We start from the raw sequence: 21,251 nt of genomic DNA on the forward strand, positions 1-21,251 counted from the left end.
GGCGAATGCTCCTACTGAGCAGCCGGCGTCCTGAGCTTTTCCAATACAGAAAGTGGAGAGATCACCTTGGTAGAGTACGTAGTTTCCCTCGATAAGCTCGGCGTCCATGATGTGGAGCACGTAGGGGGCAAGAACGCATCCCTCGGCGAGATGATCAGTAATCTTGCAGGCGCTGGCGTCTCGGTGCCAGGTGGTTTTGCCACCACCGCCCAGGCTTACCGTGATTTTCTCGAACTGAGCGGCCTCAACGCCCAGATCCACGCCGCGCTGGACGCTCTGGACGTCGATGACGTCAACGCCCTGGCCAAGACCGGCGCCCAGATCCGTCAGTGGATCATGGAAGCCGAGTTCCCCGAGAAACTCAACGAAGAAATCCGCACGGCGTTCGCCACGCTGTCGGCCGGCAACCCGGACATGGCTGTCGCCGTGCGCTCCTCGGCCACCGCCGAAGACTTGCCCGACGCCTCTTTCGCGGGCCAGCAGGAGACCTTCCTCAACATCCGCGGCGTGGAAAACGTGATCCGCGCAGCCAAGGAAGTGTTCGCTTCGCTGTTCAACGATCGCGCCATTTCCTACCGTGTACACCAAGGTTTCGACCACAAGCTGGTGGCCCTGTCTGCCGGCGTGCAGCGCATGGTGCGTTCGGAAACCGGCACCGCCGGTGTGATGTTCACCCTGGATACCGAATCGGGCTTTCGTGACGTAGTGTTCATCACCGGCGCCTACGGCCTCGGCGAAACCGTCGTACAAGGCGCGGTAAACCCGGACGAATTCTACGTACACAAGGGCACCCTCGCAGCGGGTCGCCCGGCCATCCTGCGCCGTAACCTGGGCAGCAAGGCCATCAAGATGATCTACGGCGACGAGGCCAAGGCCGGTCGCTCGGTGAAAACCGTCGACGTGGATAAGGCCGAGCGCGCGCGCTTCTGCCTGACCGACGCTGAAGTCAGCGAGCTGGCGAAACAGGCGATGATCATCGAGAAGCACTACCAGTGCCCGATGGACATCGAGTGGGCCAAAGACGGCGACGACGGCAAGCTGTACATCGTGCAGGCGCGTCCGGAAACCGTGAAGAGCCGCACTTCGGCCAACGTCATGGAACGCTACCTGCTCAAGGAAACCGGCACTGTGCTGGTGGAAGGCCGCGCCATCGGTCAGCGCATCGGCGCCGGCAAGGTGCGGATCATCAAGGACGTGTCCGAGATGGACAAGGTCCAGCCCGGTGACGTGCTGGTCTCCGACATGACCGACCCGGACTGGGAACCCGTGATGAAGCGCGCCAGCGCCATCGTCACCAACCGTGGCGGGCGTACCTGCCACGCGGCGATCATCGCCCGTGAACTGGGGATTCCTGCGGTAGTCGGTTGCGGCAACGCCACCCAACTGCTCAAGGATGGCCAGGGTGTGACCGTATCCTGCGCCGAAGGCGATACCGGCTTTATCTTCGAAGGCGAGCTGGGCTTCGACATCAAGCAAAACTCCATCGATGCGATGCCTGACCTGCCGTTCAAGATCATGATGAACGTCGGCAACCCGGACCGTGCCTTCGACTTCGCGCAACTGCCGAACGCCGGTGTGGGCCTGGCTCGCCTGGAATTCATCATCAACCGCATGATCGGCGTCCACCCCAAGGCCCTGTTGAACTACGACGGCCTGCCGCCGGAAATCAAGGACAGCGTCGACAAGCGCATCGCTGGCTACAACGACCCGGTGGGCTTCTATGTCGAGAAGCTGGTGGAAGGCATCAGCACCCTGGCCGCGGCGTTCTACCCGAAAAAGGTCATCGTGCGTCTGTCGGACTTCAAGTCCAACGAATACGCCAACCTGATCGGCGGCAAGCTCTACGAGCCGGAAGAAGAAAACCCGATGCTGGGTTTCCGTGGCGCCTCGCGTTACATCAGCGAAGCGTTCCGTGATTGCTTCGAGCTCGAGTGCCGCGCCCTCAAGCGCGTGCGCAACGAGATGGGCCTGACCAACGTCGAGATCATGGTGCCGTTCGTCCGTACTCTGGGCGAAGCGAGCCAGGTGGTGGACCTGCTGGCCGAAAACGGCTTGTCCCGTGGTGAAAACGGCCTGCGCGTGATCATGATGTGCGAGCTGCCATCCAACGCCATTCTGGCCGAAGAGTTCCTGGAGTTCTTCGACGGTTTCTCCATCGGCTCCAACGACCTGACCCAGCTGACCCTGGGCCTGGACCGCGACTCGGGGATCATCGCGCACCTGTTCGACGAGCGTAACCCTGCGGTCAAGAAGCTGCTGGCCAACGCCATTCAGGCCTGTAACAAGGCCGGCAAGTACATCGGCATTTGCGGCCAAGGCCCTTCCGATCACCCTGACCTGGCCAAATGGCTGATGGAGCAGGGCATCGAAAGCGTCTCGCTGAACCCCGATTCGGTGCTGGAAACCTGGTTCTTCCTGGCGGAAGGCCAAGCGTCCGCCTAAGGTCGACGCGTCAAAAGTGCCGGTCAATCGTCAGGTTGGCCGGCATTCTTATCTGTACAGGGCGGAACTCCTTCCGGACGCCGCCCTTTTTTGTGCAAGAGCATTATGCAAAGCAGCAGCAACCTGTTTCCCGTCGCCCTGATCAGCGCTGAACGTCGTGGCGACCTGAGTGAAGATGTGTACCGGCTCAAACCCGGCAACAGCCCCGACGGCACCGTCGAGCTAGCCGTGACGCGTCTGGGCCTGGCCGATGTCGCGCAAAACCGCGGCATCCCTGTGATTTTGTTACATGGCAGCTTTTCCAACCGGCGCTTCTGGTACTCGCCCAAAGGTGTCGGCCTGGGCGCCTACCTGGCACGCCAGGGGTTCGATGTGTGGATACCGGAAATGCGCGGCCACGGCCTGTCCAAGCGCAATCAGGACTACACCCGCAATCGGGTCGCGGACTACGCCCGCTACGATTTGCCGGCCATCGGTGCGTTCGTGCGCGAACAGAGCGCGCAGATTCCCCACTGGATCGGGCATTCCCTGGGCGGCACCACCCTGGCGGCGGCCTTGGGTGGCCAGTACCTCGGTGCGCCGGCGGTGGCTTCAGTGGCGCTGTTCGGCAGCCAGGTCAGTCGCACCTACTGGCCGTTGAAAATTCCACCGCTGGAGTGGGGCGCTCGCTTGCTCCTGAAGCGCTTTGGCCAGTTGTCCGGCCCGCGGCTCAAGCGCGGCCCCGAGGACGAGCCGGTGGGCGTAATGATCGAGAGCATGCGCTGGCATGGCCTCTTCGGCCGGTTTGGCGAGGCCGGCCGTGATTGGTGGAAAGGCCTGGCGGAAGTCGACGTGCCGCTGCTGGTCGTCAGTGCCGCCGGCGACCAGCAGGACCCGGACTGGGCCTGCCGCAAGCTGTACGAACAAGTCGGCTCGGCGCCGCGGCAATACCTGCGCCTGGGGCGCCAACAAGGTTTTACCGGGGATTTCGGGCATGTGGAGATGTTGGTCAGCAAAGCGGCCCAGGCCGAGGTCTGGCCGTTGGTGGCGCAATGGCTGAAAGATCCGCTGACACCATTGTTGGGTGCTCAGGCTGATGCATTGGTCGTAGTTTGACGCAGCGCTCTGCCAAGGGCGTTTCGCTCGTCTTTGGTTGCGGCTAAGATATGACGCGTTAAATGCTTCTGGTCATATTCAGTCGCGCAGTGGCTATTGCGTAACGGCGAAACGGATGGGATGTTTTGCTGCTGCTTCGGCCGGCGCCTCTTTCGAAAGACACGTCTTTGACAGAAAGGAAATTTTCAATGAACCACTACGTCACTCCCGATCTTTGCGACGCCTACCCGGAACTGGTGCAGGTGGCCGAGCCGATGTTCAGCAACTTCGGCGGCCGCGATTCCTTTGGCGGCGAGATCGTCACCATCAAATGCTTCGAAGATAACTCCCTGGTCAAGGAGCAGGCCGACCAGCCAGGCGCCGGCAAGGTGCTGGTGGTCGACGGTGGTGGCTCCCTGCGTCGCGCGCTGCTGGGCGACATGATCGCCGAGAAAGCCGCGAAAAACGGTTGGGAAGGGCTGGTGATCTACGGTTGCATCCGGGATGTCGACGTCGTCGCCCAGACCGACCTCGGCGTGCAGGCGTTGGCTAGCCACCCGATGAAGACTGACAAGCGCGGCATTGGCGACTTGAACGTGGCAGTGACCTTTGCCGGTGTGACATTCCGTCCGGGTGAATACATCTACGCCGACAATAATGGCGTGATCGTGTCGCCCAGCCCGCTGAAAATGCCTGAATAAACCGCAATAACCGACAGGGGTGAGGATGTTCGAGGAAGAAAACGCGCAGTGGGGCCTGGTGCATGCCCTGGTGCTGGATGGTAAAGGCGGTGCGCGTTCGATTGCCCGAACTGAGCTTGACCAATTGCAACTGCAGCCCCAGGAAAGCCTGTGGCTGCATTGGGATCGCAGCCACCCGCAAACCCAGACTTGGCTGCGCAAGGCCAGTGGCTTGAGTGAGTTCGCCTGTGACCTGCTGCTGGAGGAGAACACCCGCCCGCGCCTGTTGCCGTTGCCGGACGCGGAACTCCTGCTGTTCCTGCGCGGGGTCAACCTCAACCCTGGCGCCGAGCCGGAAGACATGGTTTCGGTGCGTATCTTCGCCGCTGCCAGCCGGGTGATTTCCCTGCGCTTGCGCCCGTTGCGCGCCACCGATGAGTTGCTGGTGCAGTTGGCGGATGGCAAGGGGCCAAAAACCGCGTCTGAACTCATCCTGTATATGGCGCAGTACCTGACGCACAAAGTCCAGGACCTGGTGTCCGACCTGTCTGAAATCGTCGACGTAGAGGAAGAAAAACTCGATACCGACGAACGGTATACCCCGGAGCATGGCAGCATTTTGCAGATCCGTCGGCGAGCGGCCGGGCTCAAGCGATTCCTGGCGCCGCAGCGGGATATCTTTGCCCAACTGACGCGGATTAAATTGTCGTGGTTCTGTGATGACGATGCCGACTATTGGAACGAATTGAACAACAGCCTGACCCGCTACCTGGAAGAACTCGAATTGACCCGGGAGCGCGTGGGGCTTGTGCTGGAGGCCGAAGATCGGCGCTTGAGCGTACGCATGAACCGTACAATGTACCGCTTCGGGATCATCACCGGGATCTTCCTGCCGATGAGTTTTCTGACCGGCTTGTTAGGTATCAATGTGGGGGGCATACCGTTCTCCGCCAGCCCTTATGGATTTGTGATTGCCTGCCTGTTGATGGTCTCGGTGGCGCTCGGACAATGGTGGCTATTTCGACGATTGCGCTGGGTTTGAGCTGAATATGACCTGAACGTAGGAAGGGGCCGATGTGACCTCAGGAATTTAACCCTCGTCTTTTAAAACACTTGCGAGAGGTCTTTATGCACGATCCGTTCGAACAGTCTTTGCGTGACATGCTCAATGCTTCGCCATCCAACCGGGATGACGATGCCTGCCTGGGCCGCGTGTTGAAAACCGCCAACCGTCAGGTCGGGGCGGGGGATCTGTTCGGTCTGCTCGGTCGTTGGCTGCCGGCGTTGATGATGGCCCTGAACAATGGTTCGGCCCACGTCTCGCCGGTTTCCCGTCGTAAACCTCTTGCTCGCACTGCTGATAAGGCTGATTGAATATGGAACTTGATCTCTGGACCCAGAGCCTGGTCACCGCGATGACCGCATTGTGGACCAAGGTGGCGAATTTCATTCCCAACCTGTTTGGGGCGCTGGTCCTGGTATTGCTGGGTTTTGTCGTGGCCAAGCTGCTCGACACCCTGCTGTCCAAGCTGCTCGCCAAACTCGGTCTGGACCGTTTGATGGCAGGCACCGGCCTGACCAAGCTGCTCGGCCGCGCCGGGCTGCAAGTGCCGATCTCGACCTTGATCGGCAAGATCGTTTACTGGTTCGTTTTGTTGATTTTTCTGGTTTCTGCGGCTCAATCCCTTGGCCTTGAGCGAGTTTCAGCTACGCTGGACATGCTGGCACTGTATTTGCCGAAGGTATTCGGCGGCGCGCTGGTGCTTCTCGTCGGCGTTTTGCTCGCACAATTAGCCAACGGGTTGGTACGCGGGGCCGCTGAAGGGGTCGGGCTGGACTACGCGGCAGGCCTGGGGCGAATCGCCCAGGGGCTCGTGATCATCATCAGTATTTCCGTCGCGATCAGCCAGTTGGAGGTCAAGACTGACCTGCTCAACCACGTGATTGTGATTGTTTTGATTACCGTTGGTCTGGCCGTTGCGCTGGCCATGGGTCTGGGAAGTCGGGAAATTGCCGGTCAGATTCTGGCGGGAATCTATGTGCGTGAGTTGTATCAGGTAGGGCAGCACGTGCGTGTGGGCGAGGTCGAGGGGCAAATCGAGGAGATCGGTACGGTCAAGACAACTGTGCTGACCGATGACGGCGACCTGGTGTCGCTGTCCAATCGGATTCTCCTGGAGCAGCAGGTCAGTAGCCGCTAACCCGGCAAACCCTGCTAATGTACGCCGCCGCGAACCCGGGTGACCGGGCTGTGGCGGACATTGACCTGACTGTCGGCACGACTTGTTTTGAATAAAGCCCAAACGCTGTCCACGCGCTATGACCCCCGTGAGCTCTCTGATGAGGAGTTGGTCGCGCGCTCGCACACGGAGCTGTTTCACGTAACACGCGCGTATGAAGAATTGATGCGCAGATATCAACGCACTCTGTTCAACGTTTGTTCAAGGTATTTAGGGAACGATAGAGATGCGGATGATGTCTGTCAGGAAGTGATGCTCAAGGTGTTGTATGGCCTGAAGAACTTCGAGGGCAAATCGAAGTTCAAGACCTGGCTCTACAGCATCACGTACAACGAGTGCATCACGCAGTATCGTAAGGAACGGCGAAAGCGTCGCTTGATGGACGCCTTGAGTCTGGACCCCCTTGAGGAGGCGTCTGAAGAAAAGACGCCGGCACCCGAGGAGAAGGGCGGACTTGATCGCTGGTTGGTGCATGTGAACCCGATTGACCGCGAAATTCTGGTGCTACGTTTTGTCGCAGAGCTGGAATTTCAGGAAATCGCTGACATCATGCATATGGGTTTGAGTGCTACAAAAATGCGTTACAAACGTGCTCTTGATAAATTACGTGAGAAATTTGCGGGCGAGACTGAAACTTAGTGCGTGGCAAATATCTCTTACGTGTAGGCAAGTTCTGTTAGACTTGTCGCCGAGTTGTCCCCCGGTTTGTGGGACTGCTTTACAATCACCAGATGGGGATTTAACGGATGAAACTGAAAAACACCTTGGGCTTGGCCATTGGTTCTCTTATTGCCGCTACTTCTTTCGGCGTTCTGGCACAAGGCCAAGGCGCAGTTGAAGGCGAGCTGTTCTACAAGAAGCAGTACAACGATAGCGTCAATCATATCGAAGACGGCTTCAACCCAGGCGCTCGCATTGGTTATTTCCTGACCGACGACCTGTCGTTGGACTTGTCCTACGACAAGACCAACCACACCCGTTCGAACGACGGTACCGGTAGCCAGAAGATCAAAGGCGATACCACCAGCCTCGTGGCCCAGTATCACTTCGGTCAAGCTGGCGTCGACTCCCTGCGTCCATACGTAGAAGGCGGTGTCGGTCACCAGAGCCGTGGCAACGTTCGTGCTGACGGCCACAGCGGTCGCGACCAAACTACCCAGCTCATCGCTGGTACTGGCGTGAAGTACTACTTCACCAACAACCTGTACGCTCGTGCCGGTGTTGAAGCTGACTACGCACTGGACAACGGCAAGTGGGATTACTCCGCACTGGTCGGCCTGGGTGTGAACTTCGGCGGTAACGCTGGCGCAGTTGCTCCAGCTCCTACCCCAGCACCAGCTCCAGAGCCAGTTGCAGAGCCAGAAGCACCGGTTGCCAACGTTGTTCGTGTTGAGCTGGACGTTAAGTTCGACTTCAACAAGTCCGTGGTTAAGCCTAACAGCTACGCCGACGTGAAAAACCTGGCTGACTTCATGAAGCAGTACCCAGCTACCCACGTAGAAGTGGCTGGTCACACTGACTCCGTGGGCCCAGACGCCTACAACCAGAAGCTGTCCCAGCGTCGTGCTGACGCTGTTAAGCAAGTCCTGGTTAAAGACGGCGTAGCTCCTAGCCGCATTAGCTCGGTAGGTTACGGCGAATCCCGCCCAGTTGCTGACAACGCAACTGAAGCTGGCCGCGCTATCAACCGTCGCGTAGAAGCTGCTGTTGAAGCTCAAGCTGCTCAGTAATTACTGAGTAGTAGAAAAAAACCCGGCTTCGGCCGGGTTTTTTTTCGCCTGGGGTTTGCCTCAGGCGCTGGCTGCCGCTGCGACGTTCGCTGCTTGCGAGGTGGCGGCGACACTGCCGATCACCAGGATCGCCGGGCTCTTCAGGGCGAACGCCTGTGCATCCTCGTGCATCTGCGACAAATGGCTACGGCACTCCCGCTGCTGCGGCAATGAGGCATTTTCGATCATTGCCACGGGCATATCCGCGGCCATCCCGCCTTCCAGCAACTGCTGACGAAGCTCTTCCAGCTTCGCCACCCCCATATAGATCACCAGTGTCGTCCCGCCTTCCGCCAGCGCGCGCCAATTAAGGCTGCTGTCGTCCTGGGTGTGCGCTGTGACCAGCGTCACGCCGCGGCTGACACCACGCAAGGTCAGTGGAATCGCGCAGTTCGTCGCGCCCGCCAGCCCGGCTGTGATCCCGTTGACCAACTCGACTTCGACGCCGCGTTCGCGCAGCCACATCGCCTCTTCGCCACCGCGCCCGAAAATGCACGGGTCGCCGCCCTTGAGCCGCACCACGCACTTGCCCTGGCGGGCGTAGCGCAACATCAGGCGGTGGATGAAGTCCTGCGGCGTTGAGCGGCAGCCCCCACGTTTACCGACGGTGATCACCCGCGCTGCCGCGCAGTGTTCCAGTACCTGCGGGTTGACCAGATCATCGATCAGCACCACATCGGCGCAGTTCATCGCCCGAACCGCCTTGAGGGTCAACAGCTCCGGGTCGCCAGGGCCCGCGCCCACCAGCCAGACTTTTGCGTTCATGTGTTTTCCCTCGTCTAGAGATGACGTCAGCGGTGAAAGAGTAAGTAAAGAAGCGTCAGATTGATCAGCATCGAGAGCAACCCCAGGGTGCGCCAGACCTTCAAGGGTTCCCGCTCCAACAACGGCCGGGGGCGGACACTCAGTTCCCGTCGGTCTGCCTGCTCCAGCACCAGCAGCCATTCTTCGGCGGTTTCATAGCGTTGTGCAGGTTGAGCCGCCACCGCGCGCTCGAGGCTGAGCGGTAACCAGTCCGGCAGGTCGGGGCGGTAGCGGCTGGCGCTGACCGGTTGGGTGAATCTGGGCCGTTGGAAAGCCTCAATTTCACCGTAGGGGTAATGCCCAGTCAGCAAGTAATACAGGCTGACACCTACGCTGTATAAGTCTTGTTGGGCTGTGGGACGGTCGCCCTGGAACGCTTCGGGCGCGATAAAGCTTGGTGTGCCGGGCAGTACATGCGCGCGATCCTCGGAGAGACCCGGGCAGTAGGCCAGGCCGAAATCCAGTACGCGCAACTCACCATCGTCACCCAGCAGCAGGTTCTCCGGTTTGATGTCACGGTGCAGTATTTGCCGACGATGCAACAGACCCACCGCCCGCAGTAAACGTTCGGCCACGAATTGCCATTGCGCCAGGGGCAATGGGCCCTGTTGCAGGAATAATTGCGCCAGGGTTTGCCCCGGATATTCACGCATCACGTAGTACAAGTGCTGACGCCCGCTGGCCGCGTGGACTTCAGGAAACGCGCGCCCGGCCACCCGCCGCAGAAACCATTCCTCCGACAGCAAGGCTTGACCGGCGTCGTTGTCATCGTCACGGCTGAGGGGCAGGGTTTTCAGCAACCAGGGTTGCTGCTGGGCATCGCGGACCCGGTACAGCAACGACTGGCGGCTCTGCGCCAATACGCTTTCCACCTGCCAGCCTTCGAACTGTTGCCCGGCTTTCAGCGCGGGTGGCAGCGGCCATTGCTGCAATTGCACCAGCGCGTCGCCCAGGGTCGCGGCGCCGAGTTTATCGATGCGTACCAGCAGGGCACTGGCGTTGTCCTGGCTGCCGGCCAAGTGTGCGGCGGTGACCAGGGTGTGTACCGCCAGATCGAGGTCGGTCTGCTCGCGCAGGATCGCACTGATGCTGTGATCACCCAAAGTCGCCCACACACCGTCGCTGAGCAGCAGGAAGCATTCGCCCTCGCGCAATTGGCCGTCGAGAAAATCCAGCACCAGGTGTTGATCCAGGCCGAGCGCGCGCTTGAGCACATGCTGCATGCCCGGCTGTTCCCATACATGATCTTCGCTGATGCGCTGCAATTCGCCGTCCAGCCAGCGATACGCCCGGCAATCGCCGACGTGGGCCAAGGTGAAGCGTTGCCCGCGAAACACCAGGGCACTGAGGGTGGTCAGCAACGGCTGGCCACCGCCATTGGCCCGCAGCCAGCGATTCTGCGCCAGCAACAGACGTTCGAGCGCCTGGGCCACACCCCAGGTTTGCGGCGTGGCGTAATAGTCCAGGGCCAACGCCTGCAAGGTCGAGCGTGCGGCCAGACCGCCGTCGGCGCATTGGCTGACACCGTCGGCGATGGCGCACAGGTAACCCTTGCTCGCAGCCAGCTCCGCCAGGGGCGTGACCACGCGCAGGGCGTCCTGGTTCTCGGCGCGCGGGCCGATGGCGCTGGCCTGGGCGACGCTCAGGTGCAGGCTCATCAGACGCGCGCGGCGGTCACGGCAGCCGAGCCCCAGGTGGTTCTCCAGCGGCGCTTGACGCCGTGCAGGCCGAACCAGGCCAGTACGCCAAGGCTGGCGAACAACCACAGGGCCAGTTGATAGCTGCCGGTGCTTTGTTTGATCGCACCCATGCCTGCTGCCAGGGCGAAACCGCCGATACCGCCGGCCATGCCGATCAGGCCGGTCATTACGCCGATCTCGCGGCGGAAACGCTGGGGCACCAACTGGAACACCGCGCCATTACCGGCGCCAAGGCCGAGCATGGTGCAGACGAACAGTGCCAGGGCCGCGTAGGAGCTGGGCAAGTTGAAACCCACCGCAGCGATGCAGATCGCTGCCACGCTGTACATGCCCAGCAACGTGCGAATCCCGCCGAAACGGTCGGCCAGGGCGCCGCCGAGTGGGCGCATCAGGCTACCGCCGAACACGCAGGCGGCGGTGTAGTAGCCGGCGGTCACCGGGCTCAGGCCGTATTGGTCGTTGAAGTAGCCGGGCAGGGCGCTGGCCAGGCCGATAAAGCCGCCGAAGGTCACGCTGTAGAAAAACATGAACCACCAGCTGTCACGGTCGCCGAGGGCCTTGAAGTAATCGGCCATGGATTTGGCCTTCGGGCGTTCGGGGGCATTGCGCGCAAGCCAGGCGAAGATGATCAGGGTCAGGATCAACGGAATCAGGGCGAAACCGAACACATTGCTCCAGCCGAACGCCGCTGCAAGCACCGGTGCCAATATGGCTGCGAACACAGTGCCCGAGTTGCCGGCGCCGGCGATGCCCATGGCTTTGCCCTGGTGCTCCGCGGGATACCACTGGGACGCCAACGGTAGGGCGACCGCGAAGGACGCTCCGGCCATCCCCAGGCACAGCCCCAGCAACAGGGCTTGTTCATAGCTGTGGATGCCGAGTTTCCAGGCGCCGAAGAGTGCGGCGATCACAATCACCTGGCCGATCAGCCCGGCGGTCTTGGGCGAGAGTCTGTCCGCCAGCATGCCCATCAGAAAACGCAGCACCGCGCCTGCCAGGATGGGGGTCGCCACCACCAGGCCGCGTTGTTGCGTGGTCAGGTGCAGGTCGGCGGCAATCTGCACCGCCAGCGGGCCCAGTAGGTACCAGACCATGAAGCTCAGGTCGAAATACAGGAACGCGGCAAACAGGGTCGGGGTGTGCCCGGATTTCCAGAAGCTTGATTTCATCACGCACCTCAACGGTTGGGAGTCTTGTAAGAAGGCCTGGTGATGGAACAGCCGGCTACGGCCGCCCCACCGGCCCCGTGTCAAAGGGCCAAAACAAAAAAACGCCGCCACCGGGTTCGCGAGGGCAAACCGGGTGTGCGACGTCTTTGTCGTGAAGGGGCAACCGCCGTTGGTTACCTGTGTTGAATACTTAGCAAGTCCTGGGCCAATCTGCCGTAGCCGCTGTCGAGGAGGGTTAGCCCAGTAACTCGCTCATGGCGATGATCTGCTCCGCCACCTGGATCAGTTTCTGCTGGCGGCTCATGGCCTGGCGGCGCATCAGGGTGTAGGCCTCTTCCTCGTTGCAGTTCTTCATTTTCATCAGCATGCCTTTGGCCAGTTCGATGCGCTTGCGCTCGGCCAGCTGTTGATCGCGGGCCTGCAGCTGGGCGCGCAGGGCCTGGTCGCTTTCGAAGCGGGCCATGGCCACGTCGAGGATCGGCTGCAGGCGTTGGGCCTGGATACCTTCGACAATGTAGGCGCTGACGCCGGATTTGATGGCCTGGCGCATGACGTCCGGGTCGTGTTCGTCGGTAAACATCACGATCGGACGCGGTCGGTCGCGGCTGACCAGCACCACTTGCTCCATCACATCGCGGCCGGGTGACTCGGTATCGATCAGGATTACGTCCGGCCGCACCGTTTCGACGCGCGCAGGCAGATCGATGGTCAGGCCCGACTCATCGATCACCTCAAACCCGGCCTCGGTCAGTGCCGCCTTGAGGCGCCCGACCTTGCGCGGTGTGTCGTTGATCAACAGGATTCGCAACATATTGGTCCTCCTGTCAGCGCAAGGCGTGGCGGCTGGTGTGGTCAGCCAGGGCATGCAGGCGGAAGCTGCGGGCGTAGGCGGCGGGGGCGGAGCCATCCCAGATCTTGCCGTCGATCAGTTGGCTGCTGCGCATGTCCTGGGCGTTCGCGGTGACGCCGACGGCATCGGCTGCCTGGCGATACAGCTCCAGTTGCTGCACTTGGCGGGCAATGCCGAGGTAGTCCGGGTCTTCGCGCAACAGGCCCCAGCGGCGAAACTGGGTCATGAACCACATGCCGTCGGAGAGGTAGGGCACGTTCACCTCGCCATCGGCGAAAAAGCGCAGTGCGTGGGGATCTTGCCACTGGTTGCCAAGCCCATCGTCGTAAGTCCCGAGCAGACGCGGCTCGATGCAGTCGAGTGGCGCGTCGAGGTACTCGCGGGCGCTGAGCAGCTGCGCGGTGGAACGGCGGTTTTCGTGGCTCGCCTCGATAAAGCGGCTGGCCTCCAGAATCGCCATCACCAGTACGCGGGCGGTGTTGGGGTATTGGTCGACGAACGCTTGGGTGCAGCCGAGCACTTTTTCCGGGTGGTCCGGCCAGATCGCCTGGCTGGTCGCCAGGGTGAAGCCCTGGTTCTGCTTCACCGCACTGGCGCTCCAGGGTTCGCCGACACAAAAACCGTCGATGCGCCCGGCCAATAGGTGCGCCACCATTTGCGGCGGCGGTACCACCACACTGTTCACATCCTGCAATGGATGGATACCTTGGCTCGCCAGCCAGTAATACAGCCACATGGCGTGGGTGCCTGTGGGAAACGTCTGGGCGAAGGTCAGTTTTGTTCGGCTTTGGTGCACGTGGCGATCCAGTGCCTCAGGAGTGACCACCCCTTGCTGTTGCAGGTCGTGGGACAGGTTGATGCTCTGCCCGTTCTGGTTCAGCCCCATCAGTACCGCCATGTCGGTGGCGGCCACGCCGCCGATGCCCAGGTGTACGGCGTAGATCAGCCCATACAGGCTGTGGGCGGCATCCAGTTCGCCGCTGACCAGTTTGTCGCGCAGGTTGGCCCACGACGACTGACGCTTGAGGTTCAGTGTCAAGCCATAGGGTTGCGCGAAGCCCTGGGTGGCCGCGACCACCAGCGAGGCGCAATCGCTCAAGGCCATGAAGCCCAGGTCGAGGCTGCTCTTTTCCGGGGCGTCACTGCCGTTGACCCAGGCCAGCGGGTCGTTTATCGGGCTGTTGCCGTCCGAATCGTTCATCAACACCTACCTTTTCGTTCAAAAAAAAGCGTCGCTCCCTCAGATGGCGGCGCGAGCCATTGCGGGTAACGACGCCTTTGTCCGTAAGCCCGCTCCGACGTTGGCGCGCGCTCTGATACAGAGTGCATAGCAAGGCACATGCCACGGGCGGAACGGCGTGTTACGCCGTCAACTTTCCATCAAGATTGAAACGCCACAGGCTTTCAGTATGGCCGCTTCCCTATGCCAGACTGCCCAGGAAACCCCACGGTGTACGCTGATTCTCCGACAACGATGGCCGCCCATCGGCTGTGCCGCTGGCTGTTTTACGCGGTGTTGATGCTGGGCTGTGCGTCTGCCCGGGGTGAGACTTACCAGGCGCGGGACGAAAGCCTGCACACGTTTTTCAGCGCGTTGTCGCTGCCTCTCGGCCTGCCGGTCGTTGTCAGCCGGGCGGCGGCTCGGCAACGCGTTGACGGAACCTACGATTTCAGCCGGGCGCAGCAGGTGCTGGAGGCGGTAGCCGAGCAGCATCACCTGATCTGGTACAGCGACGGGCAGGTGCTCTACCTCTACGCAGCAGATGAAGCGAAGAGCTCGGCGGTGACGCTGCGGCATATTTCCGTCTCAAGGCTGCGCGAGTTCATGCGTCGCTCGGGGCTCGATGAGTCCCGCTACCCGCTGCGGGAGAGCGGGGGCCGGATGTTCTATGTGTCCGGGCCGGCGAACTATGTCGACCAGGTGCTGCACCTTACGCAATTGATGGACCGCCAGCGGGCCGCGCTCCGTGTGGGCCAGCAGGCGTTTGGCGTGGTGCAGGTGCTCAATACCCATGTGGCGGACCGCGAGTACGTCATGGGCGAGGAAAAGGTCAATGTGCCGGGCATGGCGTCGCTGATCGAGACCGTGCTTTCCCGCGAACAACAGGCGCCCGCGCAACGGCCGCCCGGCTTGCTGGCCGACAAGAGCCTGGCCGTGATTCCTTACCCGGATACCAACAGCCTGCTGATCAAGGGCAAGCCTGCCCAGGTGCGTTTTATCGAGCAATTGGTGGCGGAGCTGGATGTGCCCAAGCGCGCGATCGAGGTTTCGCTGTGGCTGGTGGATGTGGACCGTGACGAACTGAAGAAAATCGACCAGGCCTGGGCCGAGGAAACCCACACATCAACTTCGGCGACCCGGGTGCTGGAGCCGTTGGAGGACAATCGCCTGATGGCGCAGATCGCCGTGCTGGAGCGACGACGGCGCGCGCGGGTGGTGACACTGCCGGTGATTCTCACCCAGGAGAACGTTCCTGCGGTGTTCCAGGATAACCACACACTCTACGTGCCGGGGCCCGCCGTCGCTCGCACCGACTGGAAACCCATACGCTATGGCACCCAGGTCAGCGCGTTGCCGCGGTTTGCCGAGGCGAACGAGATCGAGATGCTGCTGAGCCTTGAGGATGACCGCCAGATGGGCGAGGCGGGGCGACGTCAGAAAATGACCGCGGTCGGGCGGGTCAGCGTCAGCAGTGTCGTTCGGATGCCGCAGGGGAAACGCCTGTGGTTGGGCGGGTTTCGCCGGGATGTTGATGCGCAGGGGCGTGCCACTGCGCCTGGCCAGCGTGCCGAAGTACGGCTGTTTGTGATTCAGGCCCGGGCCGTGGGCAACGAGCTCAAGACCCTGGATGGCACCGTCGGGCCGCCACCGCTGACTCAGCCGCAATACGAACGGGTGCACCGTGCGTTTGCGCGGTCGATTCGCGATGTCGATCAATGAGGTAGGCGCTCGTCATGCATCTGGAAATTCTTTTGCAGGAACAACTGATCACGCGCAAGCGGCTGGCGTTGTTTGCACCGGGGAAAGTGCTGCCGCTGGCACCGGAGGTCATCCATTGCGTGGAAGTGCGCGTCAACGGTCAGTTACTGGCTCTGGGCGAGCTGGTGCAGTTGGAAGACCGCCTGGGGGTTGAGCTGCTTGAGGTCTACCAGGAGTGGGTATCGCCTTAGTTATCAGTTCCAGTGAGATTTCTTACAAGGCGATTCCGGAAAGCCCTGCTGATATGGGCTTTCTCCTAGGGTGGCTCGGGGAGGCTTTTTTTATAGTCGTGCAGTCGGCGTATGCGCCATTTCTGGAAATCAGGATTTCAATGTCAGTGGTTGGATGCAGAGGTGTGTATGGCCGTGGTGAATGATGGAGGGATGACGATTTCCCTGGTCTTTGGCCGCTGGACCCTGCATGGCGATGGACGCTTGACCGGCGAGGACGCGGATATCCAGTTGCCGCCCAAGGAATGGCAAGTGCTGCGCTTGTTGTTGGTGTCCGGTGGTGCGCTGATGACCAAAGACTGTTTGCTTGAAATGGCTTGGCGCCAGGGGGAGGTGTCGGAGGAATCGCTGACACGCTGCATTTATTCGTTGCGTAAACATCTGCGCGCCGACAAAGGGTTTATCAAGACGATCTATGGCAGGGGCTATCGCTTTACATGCCCGGTGCGGCCAGCCGAGCGCGCCTCGTTGCAGCCTATCGATGTTTGTTCGGCCTGTGGCAGGTAGCCCCGGGATGCGCAATGCGTGGCGCAAGGGCCTGTTGCTGGTGGTGCTGATGGGCAGCAATAAGGCGCTGGCGTATTGTTGGGACGAGGTGGCCAGTCGCTACGATCTTGAGCCGGAATTGCTGCAGGCCATTGCCGCCGTAGAGTCGGGTTACCGTGCGGGCGCGATGAATTACAACAATCGCAACGGCACCCGCGATATCGGCCTGATGCAGATCAACAGCATTCACTTGCCCCGCTTGCTCAAACTAGGCATCACCGAAGACCGGCTGTTGAGTGAGCCGTGCCTGTCAATAGAGGTCGGGGCCTCGATTCTTGCCGAGTTCGTTCAGCGCTTCGGCTATAACTGGACGGCCATCGGCGCCTACAACGCAGGCCCGGGGCCTGGTCCACAGCGTGAGGCGTTGCGCTTGCAGTACGCACAGAAGGTCTGGGCCCGTTACGAAGCGTTGGTCGCGCATCGCTACTGACGATTGGGCGGCACGCCTCGCACGCAGGCCGCCAGCCCGGCTATAATCGCCGCCACTTATCGCCGCCATCCGAGTCTAGCCCGCCCATGTATACCCTGGCCCGCCAGCTGTTGTTCAAACTCTCCCCGGAGACTTCCCATGATCTGTCCCTGGACCTGATCGGTGCCGGTGGCCGCCTGGGGCTCAATGGCCTGGTATGCAAGGCACCGGCGAAAATGCCGGTTTCGGTGATGGGGCTCGACTTTCCCAACCCGGTCGGGCTGGCTGCCGGCCTGGACAAGAACGGTACGGCCATCGATGGCTTTGCGCAGTTGGGTTTCGGTTTCGTCGAAATCGGCACCGTGACCCCGCGCCCTCAACCGGGCAACCCCAAGCCGCGCATCTTTCGCCTGCCGGAGGCTGAGGCGATCATCAACCGCATGGGCTTCAACAACCTCGGTGTCGATCACCTGCTGTCGCGGGTCCAGGCGGCGAAGTACAAGGGCGTCCTCGGGATCAATATCGGCAAGAATTTCGATACGCCGGTGGAGCGCGCGGTGGATGACTACCTGATCTGCCTGGACAAGGTCTACGCCCACGCCAGCTATGTCACGGTGAACGTCAGCTCGCCCAATACCCCGGGCCTGCGTAGCCTGCAGTTCGGTGACTCCCTCAAGCAATTGCTCGAAGCCTTGCGCCTGCGCCAGGAAGACCTCGCCGTGCGCCATGGCAAGCGTGTGCCGTTGGCGATCAAGATCGCCCCGGACATGACGGATGAAGAAACCGTGCTGGTCGCCCAGGCCCTGGTGGAGTCAGGCATGGATGCGGTGATTGCCACCAACACCACCCTCAGCCGTGTCGGTGTTGAAGGCCTGGCCCATGGCGACGAGGCGGGCGGCTTGTCGGGCGCTCCAGTGCGAGACAAGAGCACGCACATCGTCAAGGTGCTGGCCGCCGAGCTGGCCGGGCGCTTGCCGATCATCGCGGTCGGCGGTATCACCGAAGGCAAGCACGCGGCCGAGAAGATCGCCGCTGGTGCGAGCCTGGTGCAGCTGTATTCCGGCTTTATCTACAAAGGCCCGGCGCTGATTCGCGAAGCGGTGGACGCGATCGCGGCATTGCCCAAAAAGGCCTGACACACGCCCAATAAAAAGGGCTCCTCAAGAGGAGCCCCTGGGCCGAAGCCCGCCGCCTGGATAGGGCGTGCGTGGTTAAGTCGTTAGCTATATTCGTGCTGGTGTCGGAATTGAATGCCCTTGATTAGCCGACCGCGTGAAGTTCGTTGAGTCTGTGGATGCCCGCAGTGCCTGTCATACCGTCCCAGTTGTCGCCGCGTCCTTCTCGCCAGCCGTTGATCCAGGCTTGGCGTACCGACGGTAGAGTAAATGGGCAAAGCTCACGGGATTTGCCATGAACGCCGTATTGATATCCGCGTAAAAATGCTCTTTCCAACGGATCACGCTTAAGTCTTCTCATAGGGTGTTTCCCTCACTTGTTGACTGTCTTGATATCCTTCGGCCTCGTCTGAGGCCGGGCAGAGTTTTTCTGCCGTTGGTGCGGCCCGCTGCCGGCGTGGCGAGCCAATGTGCCAGTGCCGTTGTGGCGCTGACCTGTGTTGAGTTCTAACCAATAGGTCACATGGATTCAATGATCGTTTTGTCATAAGCACGTAACAATAACGATGTTATAGCCATAAGCTGGGATGGCTTTTCGCCCCTTTTATTGGGCAAAGCCGGCTATGATGTGCCTTACGAAGAGAATGGCTTAATCCCTTGCTGAAAAAGCCCGCCCGTTGCAGTCGGTTATTATTCGACGAAGGGTCTGAATATTTCTTTTTGTTGCATAACTTATCTCTCTGCCCCGTCAATCAAGGCCCACAGGCCCGCCAGACGGGGTGGGACGGCACATTCGTGCCACGCGGGCACTCTTCAAGAAAAGTGCTTGATTGAAAACCGAGCCGGCGATGCGTCGCCCGTTCATTTATTGCTGAAAAGCCTGGATTGCCCATGTCGGACCGTTTTGAACTCTTCCTCACCTGCCCCAAGGGCCTCGAAGGCCTGCTGATCGAGGAAGCCGCCGGGCTTGGCCTTGAGGAAGCCCGCGAGCACACCTCGGCCGTGCGCGGCATGGCCGACATGGAAACCGCCTACCGCCTGTGCCTCTGGTCGCGCCTGGCCAACCGCGTGTTGCTGGTCCTCAAGCGCTTCCCGATGAAGGACGCCGAAGACCTCTACCATGGCGTGCTGGATATCGACTGGGCCGATCACATGGTCCCGGACGGCAGCCTGGCGGTGGAGTTCAGCGGTCACGGCTCGGGCATCGACAACACCCACTTCGGCGCGCTGAAGGTCAAGGATGCGATTGTCGACAAGCTGCGCACCCCGACCGGCGAGCGTCCGTCCATCGACAAGATCAACCCGGACCTGCGCATCCACCTGCGCCTGGACCGTGGCGAAGCGATTCTCTCCCTCGACCTGTCCGGCCACAGCCTGCACCAGCGCGGTTACCGCCTGCAGCAGGGCGCGGCACCGTTGAAGGAAAACCTCGCTGCAGCCATCCTGATCCGTGCCGGCTGGCCGCGCATCGCTGCGGAAGGCGGCGCGTTGACCGACCCGATGTGCGGCGTCGGCACCTTCCTGGTGGAAGGCGCGATGATCGCCGCCGATATGGCGCCCAACCTCAATCGCGAACTGTGGGGTTTCACCACCTGGCTCGGTCACGTCCCGGCGTTGTGGAAGAAACTGCACACCGAGGCCAGCGAGCGCGCTGCCATCGGTATGAACAAGCCGCCGTTGTGGATTCGTGGCTACGAAGCCGATCCGCGCTTGATCCAGCCTGCTCGCAACAACATCGAGCGTGCCGGTCTCAGCCATTGGATCAAGGTGTACCAGGGCGAAGTCGGCACGTTCGAGCCGCGCCCGGACCAGAACCAGAAAGGCCTGGTGATCTGCAACCCGCCCTACGGCGAGCGCCTGGGCGACGAAGCGAGCCTGTTGTACCTCTACCAGAACCTCGGCGAGCGTCTGCGCCAGGCGTGCATGGGCTGGGAGGCGGCGGTGTTCACCGGCGCGCCGGACCTGGGCAAGCGCATGGGCATCCGCAGTCACAAGCAGTATTCGTTCTGGAACGGCGCTTTGCCGTGCAAATTGCTGCTGATCAAGGTCAACCCGGACCAGTTCGTCACCGGCGAGCGCCGCACCCCGGAGCAGCGCCAGGCCGAACGTGAACAAGCCGCCTACGACCAGACCCCGACCGAGCCGCAAGAGCGTCAGTACAACAAGAACGGCAACCCGATCAAACCTGCACCGGCGCCGGCCCCTGTGGTCGAACAGGCGCGCCTGAGCGAAGGCGGGCAGATGTTTGCCAACCGCCTGCAAAAGAACCTCAAGCAACTGGGCAAGTGGGCCAAGCGTGAGGGCGTGGATTGCTACCGCGTCTACGATGCCGACATGCCGGAATATTCCATGGCCATCGACCTGTATCACGATTGGGTCCATGTGCAGGAATACGCCGCGCCGAAATCCATCGACCCGGAAAAAGCCTCCGCGCGCATGTTCGACGCATTGGCGGCCATTCCCCAGGCGCTGAACATCGACAAGAGCCGCGTGGTGGTCAAGCGCCGCGAGCGTCAGAGCGGCACCAAGCAGTACGAACGCCAGAGCGCCCAGGGCAAGTTCACCGAGGTCAGCGAAGGCGGCGTGAAGCTGCTGGTCAACCTCACCGACTACCTCGACACCGGCCTGTTCCTCGACCACCGGCCGATGCGTATGCGTATCCAGAAAGAGGCGGCCGGCAAGCGTTTCCTCAACCTGTATTGCTACACCGCCACCGCCAGCGTGCATGCGGCCAAGGGCGGCGCGCGCACCACGACCAGCGTCGACCTGTCCAAGACCTACCTGGACTGGGCGCGCCGCAACTTCTCCCTCAACGGTTTCTCCGACAAGAACCGCCTGGAGCAGGGTGATGTGATGGCGTGGCTGGAAGCCAGTCGCGATGAGTTCGACCTGATCTTCATCGACCCGCCGACCTTCTCCAACTCCAAGCGCATGGAAGGGATCTTCGACGTGCAGCGCGACCACGTGCAACTGCTCGACCTCGCCATGGCGCGCCTGGCACCGGGCGGCGTGCTGTACTTCTCGAACAACTTCCGCAAGTTCGTGCTTGAGGACAACCTCAGCGAACGCTACGCGGTCGAGGAAATCAGCGACAAGACCCTCGATCCGGATTTTGCGCGTAACGCGAAGATCCATCGGGCCTGGAAAATCACTGCTCGCTGATTGCTCCACTCATCAGCCGCAAGCCTGGAATTATCCGGTCTTGCGGCTTTTTTACGCTGGTCAAACGGAGGGCCGCTCGCT

At 61.2% G+C, this 21,251-nt stretch carries 20 protein-coding genes; 14 read left to right on the forward strand and 6 right to left on the reverse strand.

From position 1 onward, the window contains the following. The first annotated feature begins 66 nt into the window (after positions 1-66). From ppsA to ACP7E3_RS16835, 8 genes are all read left to right on the forward strand, one after another. On the forward strand, positions 67-2,442 hold the full coding sequence (gene ppsA, locus ACP7E3_RS16800; protein ID WP_026139809.1) for a phosphoenolpyruvate synthase: 2,376 nt from the start codon (positions 67-69) through the stop codon (positions 2,440-2,442). A gap of 105 nt (positions 2,443-2,547) precedes the next feature. After that, the gene (locus ACP7E3_RS16805) at positions 2,548-3,537 is read left to right on the forward strand and encodes an alpha/beta fold hydrolase (RefSeq protein WP_046382424.1); all 990 of its coding nucleotides are present in this window, start codon (positions 2,548-2,550) and stop codon (positions 3,535-3,537) included. Positions 3,538-3,725: 188 nt separating this feature from the next. Then, positions 3,726-4,217, forward strand: coding sequence for a ribonuclease E activity regulator RraA (rraA, locus tag ACP7E3_RS16810; protein WP_017845207.1), 492 nt, complete (start codon positions 3,726-3,728; stop codon positions 4,215-4,217). Positions 4,218-4,242: 25 nt separating this feature from the next. Next, complete coding sequence (locus ACP7E3_RS16815; RefSeq protein WP_017845208.1) at positions 4,243-5,238, forward strand: zinc transporter ZntB; 996 nt, start codon at positions 4,243-4,245, stop codon at positions 5,236-5,238. 86 nt (positions 5,239-5,324) lie between these two features. Continuing rightward, complete coding sequence (locus ACP7E3_RS16820; protein ID WP_005790375.1) at positions 5,325-5,570, forward strand: hypothetical protein; 246 nt, start codon at positions 5,325-5,327, stop codon at positions 5,568-5,570. 2 nt (positions 5,571-5,572) lie between these two features. Continuing rightward, positions 5,573-6,397 (forward strand): mechanosensitive ion channel family protein, encoded by an 825-nt coding sequence (locus tag ACP7E3_RS16825; RefSeq protein WP_017845209.1) that lies wholly within the window; start codon positions 5,573-5,575, stop codon positions 6,395-6,397. An 87-nt stretch (positions 6,398-6,484) separates the two neighbouring features. Beyond that, entirely contained in the window at positions 6,485-7,075 is a 591-nt protein-coding gene (gene sigX, locus ACP7E3_RS16830; RefSeq protein WP_046382425.1) for an RNA polymerase sigma factor SigX, read from the forward strand. Positions 7,076-7,182: 107 nt separating this feature from the next. After that, entirely contained in the window at positions 7,183-8,166 is a 984-nt protein-coding gene (locus ACP7E3_RS16835) for an OmpA family protein (RefSeq protein WP_046382426.1), read from the forward strand. A 60-nt stretch (positions 8,167-8,226) separates the two neighbouring features. Here the strand turns inward: ACP7E3_RS16835 and cobA are convergent, their stop codons facing one another. The 5 genes from cobA to ACP7E3_RS16860 form a co-directional block, all read right to left on the reverse strand. Continuing rightward, a complete protein-coding gene (cobA, locus tag ACP7E3_RS16840) occupies positions 8,227-8,970 on the reverse strand; it encodes a uroporphyrinogen-III C-methyltransferase (protein WP_108524767.1) in 744 nt (247 codons plus the stop codon). Between the two features lie 26 nt (positions 8,971-8,996). Further along, a complete protein-coding gene (locus ACP7E3_RS16845; RefSeq protein WP_046382428.1) occupies positions 8,997-10,667 on the reverse strand; it encodes a bifunctional protein-serine/threonine kinase/phosphatase in 1,671 nt (556 codons plus the stop codon). Further along, positions 10,667-11,878, reverse strand: coding sequence for a nitrate/nitrite transporter (locus ACP7E3_RS16850; RefSeq protein ID WP_017845214.1), 1,212 nt, complete (start codon positions 11,876-11,878; stop codon positions 10,667-10,669). The genes ACP7E3_RS16845 and ACP7E3_RS16850 overlap by 1 nt, the downstream gene beginning before the upstream one ends. 235 nt (positions 11,879-12,113) lie before the next feature. Then, a complete protein-coding gene (locus ACP7E3_RS16855) occupies positions 12,114-12,689 on the reverse strand; it encodes an ANTAR domain-containing response regulator (RefSeq protein ID WP_017845215.1) in 576 nt (191 codons plus the stop codon). 13 nt (positions 12,690-12,702) lie between these two features. Beyond that, positions 12,703-13,929 carry a CmpA/NrtA family ABC transporter substrate-binding protein gene (locus ACP7E3_RS16860; RefSeq protein WP_079444505.1) on the reverse strand — a complete coding sequence of 409 codons (1,227 nt, stop codon included), beginning with the start codon at positions 13,927-13,929 and terminating at the stop codon, positions 12,703-12,705. A 273-nt stretch (positions 13,930-14,202) separates the two neighbouring features. Between ACP7E3_RS16860 and sctC the strand changes: the two genes are divergently transcribed. The 5 genes from sctC to ACP7E3_RS16885 all read left to right on the forward strand — a co-directional run bounded on the left by sctC (position 14,203) and on the right by ACP7E3_RS16885 (position 18,029). Next, the gene (sctC, locus tag ACP7E3_RS16865; protein ID WP_426123999.1) at positions 14,203-15,669 is read left to right on the forward strand and encodes a type III secretion system outer membrane ring subunit SctC; all 1,467 of its coding nucleotides are present in this window, start codon (positions 14,203-14,205) and stop codon (positions 15,667-15,669) included. A gap of 14 nt (positions 15,670-15,683) precedes the next feature. Continuing rightward, positions 15,684-15,899 carry a FliM/FliN family flagellar motor switch protein gene (locus ACP7E3_RS16870; RefSeq protein ID WP_017845218.1) on the forward strand — a complete coding sequence of 72 codons (216 nt, stop codon included), beginning with the start codon at positions 15,684-15,686 and terminating at the stop codon, positions 15,897-15,899. Positions 15,900-16,067: 168 nt separating this feature from the next. Beyond that, complete coding sequence (locus tag ACP7E3_RS16875; RefSeq protein ID WP_057003808.1) at positions 16,068-16,445, forward strand: winged helix-turn-helix domain-containing protein; 378 nt, start codon at positions 16,068-16,070, stop codon at positions 16,443-16,445. Between the two features lie 7 nt (positions 16,446-16,452). Beyond that, complete coding sequence (locus ACP7E3_RS16880; protein ID WP_108524759.1) at positions 16,453-16,914, forward strand: transglycosylase SLT domain-containing protein; 462 nt, start codon at positions 16,453-16,455, stop codon at positions 16,912-16,914. A gap of 86 nt (positions 16,915-17,000) precedes the next feature. Continuing rightward, the gene (locus ACP7E3_RS16885; RefSeq protein WP_046382434.1) at positions 17,001-18,029 is read left to right on the forward strand and encodes a quinone-dependent dihydroorotate dehydrogenase; all 1,029 of its coding nucleotides are present in this window, start codon (positions 17,001-17,003) and stop codon (positions 18,027-18,029) included. A 124-nt stretch (positions 18,030-18,153) separates the two neighbouring features. Here the strand turns inward: ACP7E3_RS16885 and rmf are convergent, their stop codons facing one another. Next, positions 18,154-18,369 (reverse strand): ribosome modulation factor, encoded by a 216-nt coding sequence (gene rmf, locus ACP7E3_RS16890; RefSeq protein WP_002553055.1) that lies wholly within the window; start codon positions 18,367-18,369, stop codon positions 18,154-18,156. A 530-nt stretch (positions 18,370-18,899) separates the two neighbouring features. On the opposite strand from rmf, the gene rlmKL reads away from it, so the two are divergent. Further along, a complete protein-coding gene (gene rlmKL, locus ACP7E3_RS16895) occupies positions 18,900-21,170 on the forward strand; it encodes a bifunctional 23S rRNA (guanine(2069)-N(7))-methyltransferase RlmK/23S rRNA (guanine(2445)-N(2))-methyltransferase RlmL (protein ID WP_426123774.1) in 2,271 nt (756 codons plus the stop codon). Positions 21,171-21,251 lie beyond the last annotated feature (81 nt).

Origin of the sequence: Pseudomonas sp. PSPC2-3 (assembly GCF_049898265.1) — a bacterium.
GTDB classification, from domain to species: Bacteria; Pseudomonadota; Gammaproteobacteria; order Pseudomonadales; family Pseudomonadaceae; genus Aquipseudomonas; species Aquipseudomonas veronii.

Bases quoted from the DNA above. Each gene is read 5' to 3' on its own strand.
- sctC (WP_426123999.1), top strand. From the start codon at position 14,203: ATGGCCGCCCATCGGCTGTGCCGCTGGCTGTTTTACGCGGTGTTGATG.
- ACP7E3_RS16870 (WP_017845218.1), top strand. From the start codon at position 15,684: ATGCATCTGGAAATTCTTTTGCAGGAACAACTGATCACGCGCAAGCGG.
- ACP7E3_RS16815 (WP_017845208.1), top strand. From the start codon at position 4,243: ATGTTCGAGGAAGAAAACGCGCAGTGGGGCCTGGTGCATGCCCTGGTG.
- ACP7E3_RS16880 (WP_108524759.1), top strand. From the start codon at position 16,453: ATGCGCAATGCGTGGCGCAAGGGCCTGTTGCTGGTGGTGCTGATGGGC.
- rmf (WP_002553055.1), bottom strand. From the start codon at position 18,369: ATGAGAAGACTTAAGCGTGATCCGTTGGAAAGAGCATTTTTACGCGGA.
- ACP7E3_RS16885 (WP_046382434.1), top strand. From the start codon at position 17,001: ATGTATACCCTGGCCCGCCAGCTGTTGTTCAAACTCTCCCCGGAGACT.
- ACP7E3_RS16860 (WP_079444505.1), bottom strand. From the start codon at position 13,929: ATGAACGATTCGGACGGCAACAGCCCGATAAACGACCCGCTGGCCTGG.
- rlmKL (WP_426123774.1), top strand. From the start codon at position 18,900: ATGTCGGACCGTTTTGAACTCTTCCTCACCTGCCCCAAGGGCCTCGAA.
- ACP7E3_RS16850 (WP_017845214.1), bottom strand. From the start codon at position 11,878: ATGAAATCAAGCTTCTGGAAATCCGGGCACACCCCGACCCTGTTTGCC.
- ACP7E3_RS16855 (WP_017845215.1), bottom strand. From the start codon at position 12,689: ATGTTGCGAATCCTGTTGATCAACGACACACCGCGCAAGGTCGGGCGC.
- ACP7E3_RS16805 (WP_046382424.1), top strand. From the start codon at position 2,548: ATGCAAAGCAGCAGCAACCTGTTTCCCGTCGCCCTGATCAGCGCTGAA.
- ACP7E3_RS16820 (WP_005790375.1), top strand. From the start codon at position 5,325: ATGCACGATCCGTTCGAACAGTCTTTGCGTGACATGCTCAATGCTTCG.
- ACP7E3_RS16835 (WP_046382426.1), top strand. From the start codon at position 7,183: ATGAAACTGAAAAACACCTTGGGCTTGGCCATTGGTTCTCTTATTGCC.
- ACP7E3_RS16845 (WP_046382428.1), bottom strand. From the start codon at position 10,667: ATGAGCCTGCACCTGAGCGTCGCCCAGGCCAGCGCCATCGGCCCGCGC.
- rraA (WP_017845207.1), top strand. From the start codon at position 3,726: ATGAACCACTACGTCACTCCCGATCTTTGCGACGCCTACCCGGAACTG.
- cobA (WP_108524767.1), bottom strand. From the start codon at position 8,970: ATGAACGCAAAAGTCTGGCTGGTGGGCGCGGGCCCTGGCGACCCGGAG.
- ACP7E3_RS16875 (WP_057003808.1), top strand. From the start codon at position 16,068: ATGGCCGTGGTGAATGATGGAGGGATGACGATTTCCCTGGTCTTTGGC.
- ACP7E3_RS16825 (WP_017845209.1), top strand. From the start codon at position 5,573: ATGGAACTTGATCTCTGGACCCAGAGCCTGGTCACCGCGATGACCGCA.